The organism is Photobacterium aquimaris (genome assembly GCF_002954455.1).
Lineage (GTDB): Bacteria > Pseudomonadota > Gammaproteobacteria > Enterobacterales > Vibrionaceae > Photobacterium > Photobacterium aquimaris.
Genome location: NZ_MSCC01000002.1, coordinates 1,102,187 through 1,124,114, shown reverse-complemented (window position 1 = coordinate 1,124,114; position 21,928 = coordinate 1,102,187). Strand labels below are relative to the sequence as shown.

22 protein-coding genes and 1 pseudogene are annotated in these 21,928 nt (G+C 38.7%); 8 read left to right on the top strand and 15 right to left on the bottom strand.

Annotated features, from left to right (window positions below):
• The first annotated feature begins 284 nt into the window (after window positions 1–284).
• The 4 genes from BTN98_RS15755 to BTN98_RS15745 all read left to right on the top strand — a co-directional run bounded on the left by BTN98_RS15755 (window position 285) and on the right by BTN98_RS15745 (window position 2,649).
• Complete coding sequence (locus BTN98_RS15755; protein WP_060998443.1) at window positions 285–803, top strand: hypothetical protein; 519 nt, start codon at window positions 285–287, stop codon at window positions 801–803.
• A gap of 146 nt (window positions 804–949) precedes the next feature.
• A complete protein-coding gene (locus tag BTN98_RS20525) occupies window positions 950–1,423 on the top strand; it encodes a transposase (RefSeq protein WP_197432879.1) in 474 nt (157 codons plus the stop codon).
• A gap of 37 nt (window positions 1,424–1,460) precedes the next feature.
• A complete protein-coding gene (locus BTN98_RS20520) occupies window positions 1,461–1,958 on the top strand; it encodes a Mobile element protein (RefSeq protein WP_197432880.1) in 498 nt (165 codons plus the stop codon).
• Window positions 1,959–2,340: 382 nt separating this feature from the next.
• Window positions 2,341–2,649, top strand: a complete 309-nt coding sequence (locus BTN98_RS15745; RefSeq protein ID WP_240616131.1) for a DUF6404 family protein — start codon at window positions 2,341–2,343, stop codon at window positions 2,647–2,649.
• A gap of 163 nt (window positions 2,650–2,812) precedes the next feature.
• On the opposite strand, the gene BTN98_RS15740 is transcribed toward BTN98_RS15745, so the two are convergent.
• From BTN98_RS15740 to BTN98_RS20700, 5 genes and pseudogenes are all read right to left on the bottom strand, one after another.
• Window positions 2,813–3,430, bottom strand: coding sequence for a TPM domain-containing protein (locus BTN98_RS15740; protein ID WP_060998445.1), 618 nt, complete (start codon window positions 3,428–3,430; stop codon window positions 2,813–2,815).
• A complete protein-coding gene (locus BTN98_RS15735) occupies window positions 3,430–4,182 on the bottom strand; it encodes a TPM domain-containing protein (RefSeq protein ID WP_060998446.1) in 753 nt (250 codons plus the stop codon). Before BTN98_RS15735 ends, BTN98_RS15740 begins: the two co-directional genes overlap by 1 nt.
• Window positions 4,183–4,782, bottom strand: coding sequence for a LemA family protein (locus BTN98_RS15730; RefSeq protein ID WP_060998447.1), 600 nt, complete (start codon window positions 4,780–4,782; stop codon window positions 4,183–4,185). It lies immediately after the preceding gene.
• Window positions 4,783–5,056: 274 nt separating this feature from the next.
• Window positions 5,057–5,310: pseudogene (locus tag BTN98_RS20705) on the bottom strand (putative basic amino acid antiporter YfcC); the annotation flags it as partial.
• Window positions 5,289–5,591 (bottom strand): hypothetical protein, encoded by a 303-nt coding sequence (locus BTN98_RS20700; RefSeq protein ID WP_060998448.1) that lies wholly within the window; start codon window positions 5,589–5,591, stop codon window positions 5,289–5,291. The pseudogene BTN98_RS20705 and the gene BTN98_RS20700, both read right to left, overlap by 22 nt.
• Before the next feature lie 400 nt (window positions 5,592–5,991).
• On the opposite strand from BTN98_RS20700, the gene BTN98_RS15720 reads away from it, so the two are divergent.
• Genes BTN98_RS15720 through pcp form a run of 3 tightly spaced genes read left to right on the top strand, consistent with a single transcriptional unit; the run spans window position 5,992 to window position 8,249 of the window.
• The gene (locus tag BTN98_RS15720) at window positions 5,992–6,699 is read left to right on the top strand and encodes a DUF969 domain-containing protein (RefSeq protein WP_060998449.1); all 708 of its coding nucleotides are present in this window, start codon (window positions 5,992–5,994) and stop codon (window positions 6,697–6,699) included.
• On the top strand, window positions 6,692–7,597 hold the full coding sequence (locus tag BTN98_RS15715) for a DUF979 domain-containing protein (RefSeq protein ID WP_060998450.1): 906 nt from the start codon (window positions 6,692–6,694) through the stop codon (window positions 7,595–7,597). The genes BTN98_RS15720 and BTN98_RS15715 overlap by 8 nt, the downstream gene beginning before the upstream one ends.
• Before the next feature lie 13 nt (window positions 7,598–7,610).
• Window positions 7,611–8,249, top strand: a complete 639-nt coding sequence (pcp, locus tag BTN98_RS15710) for a pyroglutamyl-peptidase I (RefSeq protein WP_060998451.1) — start codon at window positions 7,611–7,613, stop codon at window positions 8,247–8,249.
• Between the two features lie 26 nt (window positions 8,250–8,275).
• Here pcp and BTN98_RS15705 read toward each other — a convergent pair whose 3' ends face one another.
• The 5 genes from BTN98_RS15705 to gcvH form a co-directional block, all read right to left on the bottom strand.
• On the bottom strand, window positions 8,276–8,890 hold the full coding sequence (locus BTN98_RS15705) for an HD-GYP domain-containing protein (protein WP_167390209.1): 615 nt from the start codon (window positions 8,888–8,890) through the stop codon (window positions 8,276–8,278).
• Between the two features lie 106 nt (window positions 8,891–8,996).
• On the bottom strand, window positions 8,997–9,392 hold the full coding sequence (locus tag BTN98_RS15700) for a hypothetical protein (protein WP_105030036.1): 396 nt from the start codon (window positions 9,390–9,392) through the stop codon (window positions 8,997–8,999).
• A gap of 147 nt (window positions 9,393–9,539) precedes the next feature.
• The gene (locus BTN98_RS15695) at window positions 9,540–10,217 is read right to left on the bottom strand and encodes a hypothetical protein (protein ID WP_060998453.1); all 678 of its coding nucleotides are present in this window, start codon (window positions 10,215–10,217) and stop codon (window positions 9,540–9,542) included.
• 362 nt (window positions 10,218–10,579) lie between these two features.
• Complete coding sequence (gene gcvP / locus BTN98_RS15690) at window positions 10,580–13,459, bottom strand: aminomethyl-transferring glycine dehydrogenase (protein ID WP_060998454.1); 2,880 nt, start codon at window positions 13,457–13,459, stop codon at window positions 10,580–10,582.
• A gap of 22 nt (window positions 13,460–13,481) precedes the next feature.
• Window positions 13,482–13,862 (bottom strand): glycine cleavage system protein GcvH, encoded by a 381-nt coding sequence (gene gcvH, locus BTN98_RS15685; RefSeq protein WP_060998455.1) that lies wholly within the window; start codon window positions 13,860–13,862, stop codon window positions 13,482–13,484.
• A 250-nt stretch (window positions 13,863–14,112) separates the two neighbouring features.
• On the opposite strand from gcvH, the gene gcvT reads away from it, so the two are divergent.
• Entirely contained in the window at window positions 14,113–15,231 is a 1,119-nt protein-coding gene (gcvT, locus tag BTN98_RS15680; protein ID WP_060998456.1) for a glycine cleavage system aminomethyltransferase GcvT, read from the top strand.
• Window positions 15,232–15,320: 89 nt separating this feature from the next.
• On the opposite strand, the gene BTN98_RS20395 is transcribed toward gcvT, so the two are convergent.
• From BTN98_RS20395 to BTN98_RS15660, 5 genes are all read right to left on the bottom strand, one after another.
• Window positions 15,321–15,491, bottom strand: a complete 171-nt coding sequence (locus BTN98_RS20395; RefSeq protein WP_156451836.1) for a hypothetical protein — start codon at window positions 15,489–15,491, stop codon at window positions 15,321–15,323.
• 307 nt (window positions 15,492–15,798) lie between these two features.
• Window positions 15,799–16,911 carry a M20/M25/M40 family metallo-hydrolase gene (locus BTN98_RS15675; protein ID WP_060998457.1) on the bottom strand — a complete coding sequence of 371 codons (1,113 nt, stop codon included), beginning with the start codon at window positions 16,909–16,911 and terminating at the stop codon, window positions 15,799–15,801.
• 299 nt (window positions 16,912–17,210) lie between these two features.
• Window positions 17,211–18,485 carry a tyrosine--tRNA ligase gene (tyrS, locus tag BTN98_RS15670; protein ID WP_060998458.1) on the bottom strand — a complete coding sequence of 425 codons (1,275 nt, stop codon included), beginning with the start codon at window positions 18,483–18,485 and terminating at the stop codon, window positions 17,211–17,213.
• A gap of 29 nt (window positions 18,486–18,514) precedes the next feature.
• A complete protein-coding gene (locus BTN98_RS15665) occupies window positions 18,515–19,738 on the bottom strand; it encodes an aromatic amino acid transporter (RefSeq protein WP_060998459.1) in 1,224 nt (407 codons plus the stop codon).
• A 159-nt stretch (window positions 19,739–19,897) separates the two neighbouring features.
• Window positions 19,898–21,811 (bottom strand): pyridoxal phosphate-dependent decarboxylase family protein, encoded by a 1,914-nt coding sequence (locus tag BTN98_RS15660; RefSeq protein WP_060998460.1) that lies wholly within the window; start codon window positions 21,809–21,811, stop codon window positions 19,898–19,900.
• Between the last annotated feature and the right edge of the window lie 117 nt (window positions 21,812–21,928).

The window sequence follows — 21,928 nt, the reverse complement described above, 5'->3', positions numbered from 1 at the left end:
AAGCGTTTTTTCAATCCTTGATTCGACAAAACAAAATGGTCAATAGTAACCCGAGTTAATATTGATCATTGATGGTAAATGCTAGGATGGTAATTGATGTTTCCATTATTGACCAAATTGACTTAAACTTTTGATTTTTAATGTTTTAGTTGTACGTTTTTATGTTTGTTATTCCATATTGTGAGAATGAATAAAAAACCACAAGTTAACGTGATCTTTATCATAAAAACTATCAACTAATTATTTATGATGAAAAACAATATAAGTTATCTGATTGTAATAAAATGAAAAAAAGCAATGTTATTGCGATAGGTGTGCTTGTTTTAGCTGGACTTATCAGTACGAGAAATTTGTATACAACCCTATACCCACAACATGTAATAAATATTAATGGTAACACACTGAATTTAGGGCAAGTCTACTCACAGAATTTATTATCTACTGTGACGATAACAGCAGATGGAGCAACATTATTAACTGTCACTTCACCACTTACAACCATAGTTAAGCAGCTCACCATGGAGCTTAAACATGACGTTAATAAAGGTAATCGTGAGCTTGTTAATGGTGAAAAAGTGCAGTTAGCGACCGCATATTTCAATACTAATATTGCCATTCGTTTATCGACAGTTGTGACGTATAACAGCCGACATTATAAAGCGATCTCTATGCCACTAGAGGCTGTGACCGTAAATTATACCGCTAAGGATGAACTGCATTTTAATGACATTATAGAGTTAGCTCAGCGCTATCAAAATAAGACCCAACAGACATTTAATAATAACTATAATTTTATAGATTAAGAGCCTTATAAAAATGACGCATTACTGTTTGGTATGAAAGATTTTGATAAATGAGAGTTGTGATTTTTTATTTAAGGACAGCCATATTTTTGCACATTAGCCATGAGCTACTACAATTAAGCTTCAAGTTGCTTATGGTAAAGCCAATGACAATCTCAAGACGTAAATTAATAGAGCCTCAAATTACACCTTTTTATCATGTGATTAATCGCTGTGTACGACGGGCATATTTATGTGGCGATGATCCATATAGCGGCAAAAATTATCATCATCGTCGCAGTTGGATAGTAAATAAAATCAAGCAACTAGCCGCTGTATTTTGTATTGATGTGTGTGCTTATGCGGTGATGAGCAACCATTATCATTTGGTACTGAAAATAGATACTGAGCAACAGAAAAAGTTAACTCCGCAAGCGGTAATATCGCGCTGGTTGCAGCTATTTAATGGTCATCCTATTGCGGTCGATTTCTTAAAAGAAGGACAAGTAGGCGCAGAAAAACAGCAGGCGTTATCAAATTTAGTCACTGAATGGCAGCAACGATTAGGCAGTATTAGCTGGTTTATGCGCTGTCTTAATGAAGGAATTGCCCGCAAAGCCAATAAAATAAGATCAATGTAAAGGCGCGTTTTGGGAAGGGCTATTTAAGTCTCAAGCTTTGCTGGATGAACAAGCGTTACTGTCGTGTATGATGTATGTTGATTTAAACCCGATCAGGGCAGGCGTTACACCGTCACTAGAAAAATCAGATTTCACCTCTATTCAGCAGCGCATTCGTGAATATCAGCACCCGAAAAGTGTCGCTAAACTATCACCATCAAATAAAGCGCGCTTCCAATTATTACCCTTTGTGGGGGCTGAGCATCAGTCAAAAACTGCCGGAATAAACTTTTCCTTTGCCGATTATCTCGAACTTATCGACTGGACTGGTCGTTGTATTCGCGAAGATAAACAAGGGGTTATATCATCGAATCAACCCAAGATTTTACAACAATTGGGAATAACATCGAATGCTTGGCTTGAGCATAGTGAACAATTTATGGAACGTTACGCTAATGTAAGCGGTAAATGGTCCAGAATGTGTGCCTTTAAACAACATGCTGGTGGGCATTGGTGTAAAGGAAAATCGGCGAGTCACCAGTTACATCCTAATTAAAAATGGCTTTTGATAATTGAATTAAAAAACTGCAATTATTGTCAGAATTGTAGGTATTGTCGATCCTGAAATCTGGGAATTGAACCGATTTACTCAATGATTTCAATTATATGCTGTAATATTCATCGTCGAAGAGTTTGTTGCTGGTGGAATGATTTATTTCTTAGGTACTACATGCAATAACTAATAAATTTGGCTGTCCAAGCATAATAGTCCAAGCATAAGAATGTAATTAGTCCAAGCATAAGAATGTGATGTAACCCGCGATTATAAATATGAACAGTTGTTAGTGCTTATATATCATCATAATAATGGTTGATTATTGTCGCTGAGTTTTACATTAAATCAGTGATCTATTTTATTTAAAATATAGGGAGAGGTAATGAAGCGAGCTGATTTTATCCAACTGTATTTAGAGGAAAAAGGTGTCAATAGGTACCTAACGAAACCTTATCCTGCATGTTTAATCTTATTTCAAGCAAATCCTAAGCCTCGTCTATTTGAGTCACCGTTGAAGTTGTTTGTTTTACAATCAGTATTTGGATCTCTGTCATGGGGATTTTTTATGTGGCTGATTATATGGAAATTTGAAGAGTTTTCTGCTTATTATTTATATGCGATTGTATTTTTTGGTGTGTTTACTGCGGCAATATTAGCGGTGAATGTAGCAAGGGCTCAAAAAAAGGTTTAAGATTGATAGTTGGGAGCAATGGCAGCAAGATAACCATTTTGACGAATCGTGCAATGAATAAAGGTATCGATGGAGGAGTTGTAATTGATGGGGGTAAATAAATTGTTGAAATAACCAAACGGCTATTTCAACAATTAATATTAATAACAGACTGCTGTATAAATTAATCAATTACGATTAAGCAATTAGGCAACTCATTTTTTTCTTCTGTATAAGGTAGGGCATTAGTCAATAACTTCCCCGACTGTTGTAAGCATTGAATAAAGCCTTCAAAGGTTTTGCCTGTTTTAACATCTTTGGTAAAATCACGAACTAAACTTTGCCATGCTTCATCGCTGATTCGTTCGCTAATGCCATAATCCGTTAGAATTTCTACATAATGCTCGGCTTCACAAACAAAGATCATTACACCTAAATGTTGTTTAGTGCGATGAACCCCATTGGCTAAAAACTGCTCACGAGCAATAAGGCTTGCGCGACGATGTTTTACAGCTTTAGGTAATAAACGGTATTTTATCGCTGGAAGACGAAAAATTAATGTCAAAATAATAAAGGTGCTTAATTGTACCCATAAAATATCTGTTAGCTCTAACCATAACGGAGTAATCGTTAACAGAGCCGGAACAAATAACGCAATAATGGCAGCCCACAGTGTAGGTACAAAGTAATAGTCATCAGCTTTAGTTGCCATTACGGTGATTAACTCAGCATCGGTGGTTTTTTCCATATCACTGATGGTTTGACTAATTGTTTGTAGCTGCTCGTTTGTAAATAATTTCATTACCATCCTCCTGATGCACCGCCGCCGCCAAAGCCACCGCCGCCGCCACTAAAACCACCGCTGCTGTTTCCGCCACTGCCGCCAAAACCACCATTAGATCCCCCGCGGTTTGATGAACCAAAACCACCACTAGTGAAAACATCGCCATCACGGCCATAATAGGTTGAACGATTATGGCGTCGACGACTAAAGGCAATTATTTGAATGATCACTACAAACAGAATGAACAAATAGAAATCGTATGGCGGTTTATCTTCAGTAGCGACGGGTTTATATTCACCATGAATTGCAGCAATAATGGCGTTGACACCATTTTCAATACCGGTGGCAAATTTACCCGCTTTGAACGCAGGTTTGATTTGATGATTAATAATATTTATCGCAATGGCATCAGGTAGTGCGCCTTCTAAGCCATAACCGACTTCAATGCGCATTTTTTTGTCATTTTTAGCGATAATTAATAGCACGCCATTGTCATGTTTTTTCTGACCAATTCCCCATGCTCGACCTAACTGGTAGCCATAATCAGCAATAGGAATACCGTTGGTTGAAGGGATTGTTACCACTACAACTTGGTTTGATGATGATTTTTCTTCTGCGGCCAGAATCTGATCGAGTTGTTGTGTTTGCGCTTGATTAAGCATATGGGCGTCGTCGACCACTCTTCCCGTTAAGGCAGGAAAAGTGATCGCAGCCAAAACGTTTTGGCTGACGAGCAATAAAAGTCCACATGCTAAAAGGACTTTTTTCATTTAAAACTCAACCTTAGGTGCAACATCAGCATTGGCAGTGGTCGCAGTAAAATTTGGTTTAATTTTTAGATCGCTATACATTGCCCAATGCCATAAACGACCAGGGAAAGTACGAATCTCAGTATTAAAGGCTTTTACTGCATTAATATAATCACGACGAGCAACAGCAATGCGATTTTCTGTGCCTTCTAATTGTGCTTGAAGCGCAATAAATTGTTGGTTCGCTTTAAGATCAGGATAACGCTCAGACACAACCATTAACCGAGAGAGTGCACTGCTTAATTGACCTTGAGCGGCTTCAAATTTCTTAAAGGCTGCTGGGTTATTTAATGTTTCTGGTGTCACTTGCATCGAAGATACTTTTGCTCGCGCTTCAGTAACGGCAGTTAAAGTATCTTTTTCGTGTTCGGCATAGCCTTTCACGGTGGCGACGAGATTAGGGATCAAATCAGCACGGCGTTGATAGTTATTTTGTACTTGTGCCCAGTCAGCATTAACTTGTTCATCAAGAGTGGGAATAGTATTAATACCACAGCCCGTTAATTGAGCTAGCAATAATACTATAAATAAATATTTAATTGATTTTAGATACTTCACCATAAAATTCCTTTGTTATGCTTTTAAGTGATTATTATTAATCAAGTAAAGCATAAATTTCATCATAGTTGGTAAATGATTATCTATAATTATGACTATTTTATGTTGGAGCGTCGTTTTTTGAATAAAATTAATCATAACAGCGCTAAGGAAGAGGAAATCAAATTCCATTGAGGAATGGCGGGAGTATAAAAACAACCCATGCTAATGATTAGTTTAGCCTGGGTATGATGATGTTTTAATCGTGTATTGGGTCTTTATCGTCGGTGTCATGTGGTTAATTAAATCCAACTAGGTGAGCACAAATCACAATTACACTTGATGTGATAAATAGCAGTAACATAAAGCGCCAGCTAAAGCGGATCCCGTCACCCCAATCAATACGGCAAACCTCTAATGTTCCCATTAGTGATGCAAATGTTGGCACAACGATATTGGTAAACCATCGCCTAATTGGAATGTAAGTACCGTCACTTGATGATAAATACCAGCAATGTCACCTAAAGGTGTCAGTAATGGCATGGCCAGAGCCTGAAGTTACTGCCTGACACTAAGCCTTCAAATATAAAGTTCATTAAGCCTACGCCGTCACCGGCACTAAAGAAGCCGACAGTGTTATAAATCTTATCGCCACTGGCATCTATTGCATAAGTAAACGAGGTTGGATCGATCACTGTGCGTTTTTTTTCAACCCCATCTGCGATAAAACTGACAGTTTGTTGAGAGAAGCTACCCTCAGGAATTAAGTCAGTCAGTAGGGTTGCTAATATTCCGACTATAAAAATAATGATTAATGTGTCAGGTACTGCCATGATTTTTTGGTGTTAGTAGTGATGGGATGATCTATTGAACTTTGAAAAATATAATCTGTTACAAAATGATATTGCATGCATAAAATATCAATTATTATGCGTATTGTATCAATTTAATCTTTTTGTTATCACCATGAGTAGTATTATATTTTGCATGATAACTAAGGATATTTATTTGTTGTGAGAATAATCCAAGTCTTTAATTTTGTTGTTTTTATAAATTATTGTTTATTAGTCTTTTTTTTGTTTTTTTTGTGCTGTTTTTTGCTCACGAAAATTAACTGGAAACCACAAATTTATTTTCGTAATCTCCGTTAAATATCACGATTATTAATAGCGATAGCTGCACGCTCAATGAGTATGGGGTTATTGCTTGTTATTCAAATAGCAGGAGACGTACATGGTAGATTTATGGCCATTAATTGGTGTAGTGATCATTACAGTAGGATTAGCATTTAAATTAAATACCTTACTCGTTATTTTAACCGCAGGTGTTGTTACGGGTTTAGTGGCTCACATTCCATTATTTGAGATTTTATCTATTTTAGGGGAGTCATTTACCAAAAACCGTTACATGTCACTGTTTATCCTTATATTACCTATGATCGGTATTTTAGAACGTTATGGCTTACGTCAACGCGCTGAAACCTTAATTGGAAGTATGAAAAGTGCTTCAGTAAGTCGTGTATTACTGACCTACCTTGCGCTACGTAAATTAACCAATGCTATGGGGTTACATTTAGGTGGGCACCCATCAATGATACGTCCGCTAATTGCGCCAATGGCAGAAGCCGCAGCAGAAAAGCAAGTCGGTGAATTAACCGATAACCAAAGTCAGCGAATTCGGTGTTTATCTGCCGTGAGTGAAAACTTTGGTAATTTCTTTAGTCAGCTATTGTTCATTGGTGCTGGTGGATTGTTACTAATCAAAGGTGTGATGGAAGATAACGGTATTAAGGTTGAACTTGAACAAATGTATTTGTGGGCATTACCAACAGCGGTTGCTTCTTTCGCCGTCTTTGCTGTGTGTTGCAAATTGGAAGATATGCGATTAGCACGTCATTTGGCCATCCAATCAGTGCCACAAAAGGAGCACAATAATGCTTGAGTATGTTTATCAAACCACAGGCTTATTACTGATTGCTTTTGCGATACAAAGTTTTGCTGATAAGAACAGTGCTAAACGGTGGGGAACCGGTACGTTTTGGCTGATTTATGGTATCACTTTCATGTGTGGCCCTTTGATGCCTCATTGGGTAACCGGCTTATTAGTACTGGCATTAACCTTGCTCGCAACTGGTGGCTTTATGGGAGTTGGCACTTATAACAGTACCGATGATAGTACCAAAGCCAAGAGTGCGCTTACGCTTAAAAATAAACTGTTTATTCCGGCAGTGCTGATTCCAATTGGTACCATTGTGGTCAGTCAATGTACTGATTTAGGTGCGCTTACTGGGCTTGGTATTAGTTCAGTGCTGGCAATTGGTGTCGCGTTAGTGATCACTAAAGGATCAGCAACCCAAAGTATCAATGAGGGCCGTCGTTTAATTGATGGCATTGGCTGGGCGGCAATATTGTCACAATTCTTAGCCGCATTGGGCTATTTATTTAGCCAAGCTGGGGTTGGTGATACCGTTTCACAACTGGTTAAAATGATTGTGCCAGATAATAATCTACAAGCATATGTTGTGGCTTATTGTGTGGGGATGATGTTATTTACGGTAGTTATGGGTAATGGATTTGCTGCGTTTGCGGTGATCACAACCGGTATTGGTATTCCATTATTGATTATTGAACAAGGCGGTAATCCTGCAATCGTTGGAGTATTAGGTATGCTATCTGGTTATTGCGGTACATTGATGACCCCTATGGCTGCTAACTTCAATGTTGTTCCTGCTGCATTATTAGAACTCAAAAATAAAAACCATATAATTATGACGCAATTTTTACCGGGCTTAGTGATGCTGGCTTTCAATATTGTCTTAATGTACATGTTGGCTTTTTAAAGGACGAATAACCATGAAAAAAATACTAATTACTGGATTTGAACCTTTTGGTGGTGCTGCAATTAACCCTGCATTAGAAGCCGTTAAGTTACTTGAGGGCGTTGCACTTAATAACGGTGAAATTGTTATCTGCCAAGTCCCTGTTACGCGTTTTAAAGCAATCGATGCTGTGATTGAGGCAATTAAATATCATCAGCCAGATTATGTGATCACTGTAGGTCAAGCGGGTGGGCGTGCGGCGATCACACCAGAGCGTGTGGCGATTAATATTGATGATTTTCGTATTGCAGATAACGAAGGTAATCAACCGATTGATCAACCGATTGTCGTTGATGGTCCTGATGGGTATTTCTCAACTTTACCAATTAAAGCGATGACACAAGCGTTGCAACAAGCAGGAATTCCGTGTCAGGTTTCTAATACAGCGGGTACTTTTGTTTGTAATCACTTATTTTATGGTGTGCAGCATTATTTACGTGATACTCGCATTGCGCATGGTTTTATTCATATTCCACTATTACCTGAGCAAGCAGCGCTCACTGAACAACCGAGTATGTCGTTAGCTATGATTGCTGAAGGTTTAAAAGTGGCCGCTCAAGCTGTGATTGATAATGAGCAAGATATTCAATTAACTGGTGGTACTATCTGCTAGTTATTGTTGAGAAATTGATATAAGAGCTACACAGGTAGCTCTTCTTCAATAATATCGGGATAGCGACTTTGAATCAGTGCGATTTTATCAAGTGAATGTAAAATGGCATCAATGCACAAGGGATCAAACAGTGTCCCTGAACCATTGATTAAATACCGTTCAACATCATCGATTGACCACGGTTGTTTATAAGGTCGGTGACTTAACAATGCATCAATAACATCAGCTACAGTTACTATGCGTGCTTCTAATGGAATATCAGTGCCTTTGAGTTGATTAGGATATCCTTTACCATCATAGCGTTCATGGTGATGACGAATAATGTTTAAAATAATATCCAGTTCTTGGTTATTATCATATTTAAAGGTAGTTAATATGTTGGATAATAACTGACACCCTAATTCAGGATGTTGGTTCATTATCGCTCGTTGCTCAGTAGTATATATATCTGTTGAGTATAAAATATCTTCTGGAATAAGAGACTTACCGATATCGTGCATGTCGGAGAAATGATAAACCGAATCAACAAAGTCACCATTACACTTTTCCATTTTGGCTAAATAGAGCCCGATTAATCGGCTATATTCAGCCACTCTTTTTAAATGGTTTTGAGTTTCTGGATCTTTGTGGTGACTTAACAATAAGACTGTTTTAACAATAGAATGAAATGCTTTTTTATTATTAAAATCATCACTAATAAGAAGCGTGATAAGAAGAGAGAAAGCTGTAAAATAATTGACTTTTTCGCTAAAAAAAATCTTTTACGCTGGCATTAATAAACAGGATACCAATAAAAGTGCCATTAGTGTAAATTGGACAGGTCATGCTTGAAATACAATTACTTTGTAATAGCCGTAAATGAATATGCTTTATGGACGATTGATGACAAAGCATATTATCAATAATACTTGGCTCTAATGACGAGCGCATTTTACTTAAGCGTGGTGATTTATTGATAGACTCAATAAATGTTGGAAAATTATCGCCATAATCAGCACTTCGATAAACTGAATATAAATTATCGTGATCATCTATTCGAGTTACAGCGATACCGATAACTTCGGGATATAAATTTTGCACTGAAGCAACGAATAGATTTAACCGCTCTTTAAGAGTACGGGTTGAGTTTAGGAATGAATACATCAAAAAATCCTTTTCATAACATATGCACATTGGTTTATAGTTTATCAGGAAAATTTGTTTGTATAGCTATTTATTTACTATAAGCACGATTTTTTACATTGAAAAGTGGAATAGCGCTATATTGACGCTATTCCTATGTCATGATGATTATTTCAAAACGACTTTCCCCATTGTATCTGTTGACCAGCTATAGCTTTTTTTGTCTTTTCCTATCAGTTTGGCTTGACCCTCAGTGAGTGCGATAAGTTGAGTGTTTTCGTCATCAGTGAAGATAAAAGATTGGTCTTTGATCGATTCAGTTGTCCAAGAACCATTATCAGAAAGACTACCGTCAGTATAAAAACCACGGAAACTGGTGGTGAGTATTTGTTCGTCTTCACCTGATATTTGAACGGTAATACTATTATCGCTACTTAGGCGGTAACGAAGAGTATCGCTGCTAATTGTCGGCGCTTTAAACTTCACATCTTCGTCTGTTTTGATAATAAACCGTGCGTTATTTTCACGAGTAATATCAAGTTTTCCATCAACCAGTGTAATCGTTGAATATTCAGTTTTAGCGATATCAGTAAGATGATCGACAATATTACATCTTAATGTTGTGAAATCAGCGTTGATCTGTTCTTGTTTATCAACACAAGTGCCTGCCACATATAAAACAAATGCATTGATGTCTGTAGAAATTTGAGCGTAATCTTGTTTTTGTTGATCAGTTAGAGCCGAAATATCTAATCCAACTTTATCAACAATAATATCTTCACCATCATTAGAGTTACAGCCAAATAATGGTGTTGTAATGAATGCAGCTAAAATAAATTTATTCATAACACTTCCTTTGTATATTTATATTGTCGATCAAATTCAAATGTGATTTTTTAGTTATTTAAAACAAGTATATTTACAGGGTAGGTTATTAATAAATAAAATCTATTAATGCTTTTTGCTGTTTATTATTGGTTTTTTTAATTGTTAATCATGGTGTTATGTTTTGTGGTGGCATTTTTTATTGTTGGTGTTTATTTAAGGTGGGCTTTTATTTTAATGCTAACTATATGTTGTGGTTATATAAAAGCGTGATAGGCTTTTGGCGGTTCTTAAATATAAGAAAAGTGTCTTAAAAATATAAAAAAACGGATCAAAAGATCCGCTTATTAATTATGTGAATAAATTAGTTCTTGATCATTATATTACTCATCAAGATAACTATCTATTGGCGGACATGCGCAAACTAAATTGCGATCCCCATAAACATTATCAACACGATTCACACTTGGCCAATATTTCGCGGTTTGAGTGTGTGGTGATGGGAAGCAAGCAACTTCGCGGCTATAACAATGAGTCCATTTAGCGTCACGCAGATCAGCTTGAGTGTGAGGAGCATTAACCAACGGATTATCATCTAAAGGCCATGCGCCAGTTTGTACTTGATTAATTTCCTCGCGAATGGCGATCATCGCTTCACAGAAACGATCTAATTCGGTTAAATCTTCTGATTCTGTGGGCTCAATCATTAACGTACCTGCGACAGGGAACGACATGGTTGGTGCATGGAAACCATAGTCCATTAAGCGTTTCGCAATGTCTTCTTCAGATATGCCTGATGCTGCTTTTAATGGACGAATATCAATAATACATTCGTGGGCGACGTGACCTTGTGTACCGCGATACAAAACAGGGTAATGAGGTCGTAAACGTTCCATTATGTAGTTCGCATTTAATATCGCGATCTCGGTAGCTTGTTTTAGTCCTGCTTCACCCATCATCGAAATATAGGCATATGAAATCGGCAGAATTGAAGCTGAGCCTAGTGCTGCTGCTGATACTGCGTATTGATTTTCCTGTGAGTGTTGATTATCGATATGCCCCGGTAAGAAAGGACTAAGATGCGATTTAACCCCAATAGGTCCAACACCCGGACCACCACCGCCATGGGGAATACAAAAGGTTTTATGAAGGTTTAAGTGAGAAACATCCGATCCAATAAATCCAGGACTGGTTAATCCCACTTGTGCGTTCATATTTGCGCCATCAAGGTAGACTTGTCCGCCAGCGGCATGCACACGTTCACATACTTGCTGTACGCCTTCTTCATACACACCGTGGGTTGAAGGGTAGGTGATCATGATGCAAGATAAATTATCGCAGTGTAGGTCAATTTTTTGTTGTAAATCATTAAGATCAATATTGCCTTGCTCATCACAAGCCACCACAACCACTTTCATTGATACCATTGCCGCAGAAGCAGGGTTGGTACCATGGGCTGAGCTTGGAATTAAACACACATTGCGATGGTGATCACCGTTGGCTTGATGATAACGTTGAATCGCAATAAGCCCTGCATATTCACCCTGTGCACCAGAGTTTGGTTGTAGCGAGAACGCATCATAACCCGTGATTGAGCACAGCATTTCAGATAGGTTTTTAGCTAATTCTTGGTAACCTAATGTTTGTGCTGGTGGAGCAAATGGGTGGAGTTGACTAAATTCAGGCCAAGTGACAGGGATCATTTCTGTGGCAGCATTGAGTTTCATCGTGCAGCTACCAAGCGGTATCATGCCGTGGGTGAGTGAATAGTCCTTATTTTCGAGTTGTTTCATGTAACGCATCATGTTGGTTTCGCTATGGTAGCGATTAAATACCGGATGGGTCAGAAACTTACTTTGGCGACGGCAACGCTCAGGAATTGCAGCAAACTCATCAGTAGCAATGGCTTCAGTATAATAACTTAGATCAAGAGCTTGATTGGTGAGTAAATGAAACAGAGTTCGAATATCATCAATTGAGGTCGTTTCATCAAGGCTAATACCCAGTTTATTGGAATATTTGCGCAAGTTAATGCCAGCGTTCAATGTTTGTTGATACAGGCTGTCTGTTTGTTCTGCGGTAACTAATGTGAGCGTATCAAAGAAACTGCTGTTTTCAATAATAAAGCCGTTATCTTTTAAACTAGCAGCCAAAATCGCGGTAAAGTGATGCACACGGCGGCCGATTTTTTGAAGCCCTTCTGGCCCATGATATAACGCATAAAAAGCAGCCATATTGGCAAGTAACGCTTGGGCGGTACAGATATTAGATGTCGCTTTTTCACGGCGAATATGTTGTTCACGAGTTTGCATTGCCATGCGCAGTGCGCGGTTACCTTTGGTATCTTTTGATACGCCAATAACGCGTCCTGGCATAGTACGTTTGTATTGATCTTTGGTTGCCATAAAGCCAGCATGAGGGCCACCAAAGCCCATTGGCACCCCAAATCGTTGCGCACTGCCAATCACTACATCGGCTCCCATTTCACTTGGTGGCGTTAATAAGGTTAATGCTAGCAAATCACTGGCAACGGTGACCAAGGTCTTTTTAGTGTGTGCAGTAGCAATAATATCCGTTAAATCTTCAACTTGACCATTAGTGGCAGGGTATTGTAATAATGCGCCAAAGACATCGTAGTTTTGGAGGTGTTGTGGCTCATCGATAACAACGTCAATACCAATAAATTGGGCACGGGTTTTAACTACATCAATCGTTTGTGGATGAACATTAGCGGCAATGAAAAACTGTGTGCTTTTACTTTTACCTGCACGAAGGCACAGTGTCATTGCTTCAGCGGCTGCGGTTGCCTCATCTAATAACGAGGCATTGGCAAGATCCATGCCTGTCATATCCATCACTACTTGCTGAAAATTAAGCAATGACTCCAAACGGCCTTGTGATATTTCAGGCTGATAGGGCGTATAAGCGGTATACCACCCTGGATTTTCTAAAATATTACGTAAAATCACACTCGGGGTATAAGTATTGTAATAGCCCTGACCAATATAACTTTTGTTGATAATATTTTTAGATGCGATCTGTTTGAGTGAAGCTAGCATATTGGCTTCACTTTGTGGCATTGGTAATGCCATTGGCTCAGGTAATGCAATTGCCGCAGGCAGAGTCTGCTGAATAAGTTGCTCAATGCTTAATACACCAATTGCCGCTAACATCTGTTGTTGCTGCGACAGGTTAGGCCCATTATGTCGCTGAGCAAAACGAGAGTCATCACTAAGAATGCTAAGTAATGTAGTAGACGTCATTATTGTTTCCTTGGCGATGGCATTATACTTCAGCAATAGATGCTAGGTACGTATCGCTATCCATAAGTGCGGCGAGTTGTGACATATCGTCTAATTTTATTTTAGCAATCCATCCACCGAGATAAGGTTCCTCATTGATGAGCTCTGGGCTGTCTTCAAGTTCGCTATTGGTTTCAAGAATTTGACCGCTAACGGGCGCATAAATATCAGAAGCTGCTTTAACCGATTCGACTAATGAAAAGGTTTCTCCTGCATCAGTAACATCCCCAATATCAGGCAGATCAACAAAAACAACATCACCTAACAATTGTTGTGCATGCTCTGAAATGCCCATGGTGATAGTACCGTCACCGTTATCACGTACCCATTCATGGCTGGTTGTAAATTTTAGTGTCGTTTCCATGGTTATACTCCTGTAGGGAAGATTGTATGAGTAACAATGTTGATTAATATTGTTAGTATTTGTATTCAAGCTGCAAATGTTAAGTTATTGGTTCAAATTCTACGTAACCGTTTGCTAGTTGTCATAGCTATTTAACAATATTGCGGATGCGATCAAGATATCGGTTATTGGCTTTTCCGTTCTAGTGGTGCTTTTGATAGGGTGGATCAATCATTGGATATCGCCTGTGGCTATTTGGGAGTAAATCATCATGTCTCAACCTTTATTACAGACTCCGTTATATGATCTACATGTCAGAATGGGGGCCAAAATGGTGCCTTTTGCAGGTTATGAAATGCCTGTGCAGTATAATTTAGGCGTTAAAAAGGAGCATTTGCATTGTCGTGATGCAGCAGGATTGTTTGATGTGTCACACATGGGACAGCTACGTTTACGGGGCGAAAATGCGGCAAAAATGCTCGAAATGTTAGTTCCTGTGGATATTATTGATTTACCTGAAGGTAAACAGCGCTATGCATTTTTTACCAATGAAGCGGGTGGTATTGAAGATGATTTGATGGTGACGAATTTTGGCGATCACTTGTTTATTGTGGTCAATGCAGCTTGTAAAGCGCAAGATATCGCACATTTACAATCACATTTGCAAGCAGGTGTAGAGTTGGAAGTCGTTACCGATCGCGCATTATTAGCATTGCAAGGTCCTAAAGCTGTTGAGGTGTTAGCACAATTGAACCCTCAAGTGCGTGACATGGTATTTATGGATGCGGTACGTATTGAGCTGTTAGGGCAAGAGTGCTACGTCAGTCGTTCAGGCTATACCGGTGAAGATGGATTTGAAATATCAGTGGCGAATTCACATGCACAGACACTGGCTATCGCTTTACTGAAAAATGATAATGTTGAATGGATTGGCTTGGGCGCCCGTGATTCACTGCGCTTAGAATGTGGATTATGCCTATATGGTCATGATCTGGATTCAACAACCACGCCCATTGAAGCAAGCTTATTATGGGGTATAAGTAAAGTTCGTCGTACTGATGGTGAACGTGATGGTGGCTTTATCGGCGCTGATGTTATCTTAACGCAAATGGCGACTAAAGCAGTGAGTCGTAAGCGAGTGGGGTTAATTGGTCAGACAAAAGCGCCAGTTCGAGAAGGTAGCCTATTATTTGATGCGAATGACAATCATGTCGGAGTGGTCACTAGTGGCAGTTTTGGTCCTTCAGTCTCGATTCCTGTTGCCATGGCTTATGTCGCGTCGACATATAGTGAGGTTGATACAGTATTATTTGCAGAAGTACGTGGTAAGCGATTGCCAATGACAGTCACTAAAATGCCTTTTGTTTCTCAACGTTATTATCGTGGATAAATGGTCGTAGGTGATAGGTGTTTATTGTAATTCATAATCTTTATTGAGGCGTCTAGTTATACGCCTCAGTGCTTAACTATAAAAAATAATTAAGTCATATTATTTATATCTTTATAAACTGATCGAAACATTAATTGAAACCCATCTTTTGTGAGTTCTTTTGCTTCTATTTTTGCTGCTTTTAGACGTCGATAACACTCAGCTAATGTTGTAATAAACAGATCTTTTTCGTTTGGTGTTAGATGTTGAATATCCATCATTAAATCTTCTTTCTTTAGGCTGCTGCACTCTATATCTAAGATAAGATGATTGGATATAGAATAGTCATGGTATGTGTTTAAGCATCCTGCTTGTATTTTTTTAATGGGTACACTATATACCTTTTTTAAAATGTCATGGTAGTGACATAAATTTCAAAATAGAAAAATAAATATTAATATTATTGATTGGTTGTGTGGTTTGATGAGTGTTTGGTGTCAATACTGCGACTTACTTGTTTTTGTTATGGGTATTTAAAGTAAGTCGCTGTAAATTATGTGTTTTTTTATTGTTAATCTGTATTATATGTTAGTCATTTTTACATAGGAATGTATATAAAAATTCAGTGATTTTTGTCATATCATCAACGGTAATAAATTCTTCAGTTGTATGAACTTTACTCATCCCAGTAGATAGATTGACAGTTTTTAAGCCATTACCATTAAACACATTAGCGTCACTGCCGCCACCGGTTGATTTTGTAAACGGGGTTAAGCCATTTGCGGTAAATGCCGACATAATACTTTGTACGTGCGGATCATTATCATCAATATGATAAGCGTTGTAAGAACGGCTTGATTCGATATTGATCTGAGCGCCGTGTTTCGAAGCTGCTTGCTCAAAAGTTTCAATCATATGTGCAGTTTGGCGTTCAAGTTTAGCGTCATTTAACGAACGCGCTTCAGCGGCAAGATAAAGCGAAGGCATCACAATATTAGTCACTTGTCCGCCTTGAACAACGCCAATGTTAGCCGTGGTTTCTTCGTCGATACGTGATAGACGCATATTGGTAATTGCATCAGCAGCAACGGTTAACGCGTTAATGCCTTCTTCAGGTGCTAAACCAGCATGGGCAGGCTTACCTGTAATCGTTACTTTTAAGCTTTGTTGACCGGGGGCTGTTGTCACAATCGCACCAATTGCGCCGCCTGAATCTAACACAATCGCTTTTTCTGCGGTAATGTAGCTCATATCAAACAGTTTAGAGCCTTGTAAGCCACCTTCTTCATGAACCGTGAACGCTAATTCAATGGTTTTGTGATCACGGTTGTCAGCTTGAATACAACGTACCGCTTCCATAATTGCAGCAATGCCTGATTTATCATCACCGCCTAAAATGGTGTCGCCTTTTGAGCGGATCACGCCATTTTCAATAATAGGTTCGATATCATTACCCGGATTGACGGTGTCCATATGGCAACTAATTGCGATAGTGTCATTGATATTACCGTCTAAACGCGCATAAATATTAAAGCCGTTAGATACCGCTTCTGGCACTGGTAAACGATGAACACTGAAACCTAATTCACCTAATTGTTCAGCTAGGGCTTCAGCAATGGCTTTTTCATTGCGTGATTCACTGTTGATTTTGATCAGTTCAATAAAGTGGTTAATAAGGCGTTGTTGATTAATAGTCGACATAATTTAGCTTCACGTTGATATGGAATGCTATGACTGTAAACGCAAACGTAAGATTAGGGGTTGGGGTTAAATCAAATTAAGTCGCAATTTATTAATAAAAATATCAAATTGTGTTAGCGGTACCGTATTTATGGGAAAGGATTTAGGTGCAAGGTGCAAGGTGCAAGGTGCAAAAGAGGCGAGTGGATAAAAATAATGTTGCAATGTGCTTGTTATAGAAAATAAAAAACCACCGCTAGTATAACTAACGGTGGTTTTAGCGGTTATCTATAATCAAGATAACAATTATCGGTCAAGGATTAACCCCAAACGATAAGGCTGTAGTTTTTCTTACCACGGCGGATAAGTGTGTAACGCCCAAACAGTTTGTCAGCATCTTGGAAAGCGTAGTAAGCATCACTTACTTTTTCGCCGTTAACCATGATTGCATTTGACGAAATGTGAGTTTTCGCTTGGCTACGAGATGTTGCAAGCTCAGCGTTAACAAGAACTTGTTGAAGATCGTCTTCACCAGATGCTTGTGCAGTTGGCATGCCATCTTGTGCTAGTTGCGCAAAATCAGACTCTGATAAGTGCTCAAGGTCATTTTCAAATAGGCAACGAGTAATGTTCTGCGCTGCTGCTAATTGCTCTTCACCGTGTACTAGTGCCGTTGCTTTTTCTGCAAGAATACGTTGTGCCTGAGGTGCTTTACCACTGTTACGATCATCTTCTTCGATCTGTTGAATTTCTTCTTCAGAAAGGAAAGTAAAGAAACGTAGGAAACGGTATACATCAGCATCTGCAGTGTTCATCCAGAATTGGTAGAACTTATATGGGCTAGTTTTGCTTGGATCTAACCAAACAGCGCCGCCTTCAGTTTTACCAAACTTAGTACCATCAGACTTAGTAATTAGCGGTACAGTCATACCGAATACTTGCTGTTGGTTCATACGACGAGTTAGGTCGATACCCGCAGTGATGTTACCCCACTGGTCAGAACCACCGATTTGCAGTTCCATACCCATATCTTTGTTCATGCTTGCAAAGTCATAAGACTGTAGCAAGCTGTAAGCGAACTCAGTAAAAGAGATACCTACTTCGTCACGATTAATACGTTGCTTAACAGATTCTTTGCTGATCATTTGGTTCACAGAGAAGTGCTTACCAATATCACGTAAGAATGTTAGAACATCCATATTACCAAACCAGTCATGGTTGTTTACCATGCGAGCAGGGTTTGTTGCATTGTCAAAATCAAGGAAAGGAGAAACTTGACGTTGGATTTTAGTAACCCAGTCTGCAACAATATCTAAAGTGTTAAGTGAACGCTCAGTCGCTTTAAAGCTTGGATCACCAATCATACCGGTAGCGCCGCCAACCAAGGCTACTGGATTATGACCCGCTTCTTGGAAGCGCTTAAGGCAAAGTAGAGGTACCAGATGACCTAGGTGTAAACTATCTGCCGTTGGATCAAAGCCGCAATATAATGTAATCGGACCCTTCGCTAAACGTTCGCTTAAAGCTTCTTCATCCGTAATTTGAGCGATCAGACCGCGATCTTTAAGCTCCTGAATTAAATTCAAATGATTCATGTGTTCTCCAATAATCATTTTATTTACGTTTATTTAAAAATAGGTACGGCATTATTCAATGTCAGTATCTGGTTTATTATGACTTGTAGACCAATAAATCCTACAACAAATAACGCTATATTATTTGTCGCTACATTATATTCAATTTGATGTTGTTTACCACGAAGTTTTCTAAGGGCAAGCACAGGAAACAGAATTGCTAGGATTGTTAAGAAAATTGCTGCGGCACCTAAAGCTGGAACAAAGCCATTAGGATACACAAGCGTGAAAACCAAAGGTGGCAAGTAGCAAAGTACAGCAGTCATTAATCTGTCTATGGTATTATTACCACGTTTAAAGGTGCTTGCCAATGAATCAAATAACCCTAATGAAACACATAGATAGGAAGTGAACATCGCGATGGATGAGAAAGCACCAATTAAGTAAATAATGTTGTTATTTTGAATAAATATCTGCATTTGTTGAAGCATAACGCCAACACTTGAGCCGTGTTGTGCAACATATTGAAAACTATGGTTACCAAATCGAGGTAACGAGCCCAACATGCTAATTTCCCAAATAATATAAACAACGAGGGGAAGTAAACCGCCTGCTACAAAAATATTACGCAGTGTTTTAGGTTTATCACGGCCAATATATTTAACCATACTTGGAACACTGCCATGAAAACCAAATGCAGTAATAAATACAGGGATTGCAGCAAAGGCATATTTTGCCGAATCATGATCGTTGACTAAAAAATGACCATGAAGGTAGGGGATAATCGTAGTAACAAGAATAAAGAAAATAACGATATTACTGGTAAATAATACTCGATTGGCAATATCAACCGCTTTAGTGCTGATAAATACAATGGTAGCAATGATTATTGTAAATATGATTGCAATGGTATGTGATGATACCGATATATGAAAATAATCGGTGAAATCATTTTTATATATAGAAGAAGCACCTGCTATATAAGCACACGATAGTGCATATAATAATAATAATAGTGATATATTAATTACCCATTTACCAGGCTTGCCAAATAAATCATAAGCAATGGCTTCAAGGCCTGTACCTTCAGGATAATTAAGACAAACTTCTAATAGAATTAATCCGGTATAGGTCATTATTGCCCATAAAACGGTTAATAATAAAATAGTGTTATAAATGCCTAACCCTGCGGAAATTAAGGGTAAAGCAAGCATTCCAGCACCTAACATAGTACCTGAAATAAGTAATGTCGCGCCAATAGACTTTACATTCATGACGATTGTCCTGTGAATAGTACCTAATATTTACCAAGGTATTAGGTAATAAGAACTTAACCATCGATAATAAATAATCGACGATAATTAATTAAAATATAAATTGGTTTCATTGTTATAAAAAAACGCCAGTCATATAGACTGGCGCTGTATTCCTTATTAAGCAGCAGTATGTGCTAATTTTTGTTTATTTTCTTCATCAATAATTTCACTTAGAAGGCTTGTGAATACATCACGAAGGTTATTCCAGTAATTATTAAAGCGAATTTCATCACGTAGGAAGTGAGTCATTACCGCTGAACGAAGAATATAAACAGAACCCACAGTGTTCCACTCATTTTCACTAAAGCCACGGCTTTCTGCATAGATGCGTGGAGTTTGACCGTATTCTTCTTCTGATAGAGAAGTAGAAGAGGTTAGGAAGTCTTTAGTGTAAGTACGACCTGTTGCGTAAGAGCATAGTTCGTAAATGCGTTGGTTTAGTTTGTTATGCGCTTCTAAGCTATCGTTACCGATTTCTTTGAACGTAAAGTCAACCATGTGGAAGTCAGGGTGCATAAGAGGACGAACCTCAAAACGACGACCATCAACCACGAATGGTTCAGCAGTTGCTAGTTTTTTCGCAAACCAATCAGCAGTTACAATACCACGGCCAATAACATGACCGTAGCCACTTACGTTTAGTGGTACTAGACGGTGTGCAGCCCAAACTGCAGCCGCTGTTGCACCAGCTTTTGAGCCTTCCATGATAGAAGAACCAAGTACTACTTGCTTATCTTCTTCATTATCATCACCCGCTTCTTCAAATACATAAGCTGCGTGGTAAGAAATCAAGTCAACAATACGCTTATCTTTCATTGCAACAGCACCCGCTGCATATTGAATGAAACCAACCTTATGTGGATCGACAGTAATTGAATCTGCTTCAGACATTGCCGCAAACGCATCGTATACTGCACGTTTTGGCCATACAACACCTTCAGGGATCACATCATCGTTACGATAACGTTCGATCAGTGCATCGTATTCCATGAATTGGTTATCATCATCAAGGAACATTGAACGTACGTAACCACCATATGCAGCATCAACGTGAACATAGAAAGATGCGCCGTATTTCTCTTCACACTCTTGACGAAGTTTGATCACTTCATGAACAGCATCAATAGAACCTTCTTCAGTGGTACCTACTACAGATACCATACCAAGAATTGGTGTGCCTTCTTCCATTAGTTTGAACGTTACTTCACGCATTTTTTCAACGTCTGTACGGTAATTTCCGTCAACGTCTAGTGGAACAATGTGCTCTTGACCTAGGCCAAGTACGTCCATTGCTTTCATCCATGAATAGTGCTTAGAACGAGGCACTAAGAACTTACCTAGTTTACCTGCATCAACCCCGACACCACGTGCAGTTAATGCACGTACTTCTTCAAAAATACCGCGTTTTTTCAATTCATCTGTTAAATCAAGAATCTCTTTAGATTTCATATTCAGTAACTGGTGTTCAGTCATACCTTCAACAAGATCTTTTGATTTCTCACAAGCAGCAATTGCTAGTGGCATTGTTTTAAGGTTACGTGCAACCCAAACACCTTCGTAGTTCGCAACAGTACCGCCTGAAGTGATATGTGCCCATGATTTGTTTACATCGTAGCCAAACATGCGGCATAGGTCATGACCTGCAGCCAACTCAAGTTCTGTAGTCACAGGAGAAGCTTCGTGCGCACAGTTATTTGGGTTGTAAAGCATGGTCATCACGTATGCAAGGTTTGACACCATTAATGTATCAGCATTCATGTGGCCAAGGTAACGAGGAGAGAACCAAGGCACTGACTTTGTTTTAAGGCGTGCTGATAGATCTTGCAGAATACCTTCAGTACGGTAAAGCGTATCGCGGAAATCAGGTTGATGTTGAGTAACAGGCGTCATTAATGGCGCATCTTCAGGGTGGAAATCAGAACGCCAGTGCATATGTTCACTAACAGCGTAATCTATCATTTCTTTGAAGAATACTTGGTTTTCTGATTTTGGACCTAAGAATAGGGCATCTACGTTCATTTTGTCGCTCATAATAAAACCTATTTACTTATTAACAAACGCAATTCAAAAGACGGTTTTTAAGTCGTTATGAATATATTGTTTTTAGTAGTTATTTAATAATTTTTGGTCTGAGACCGCTAAATCGAT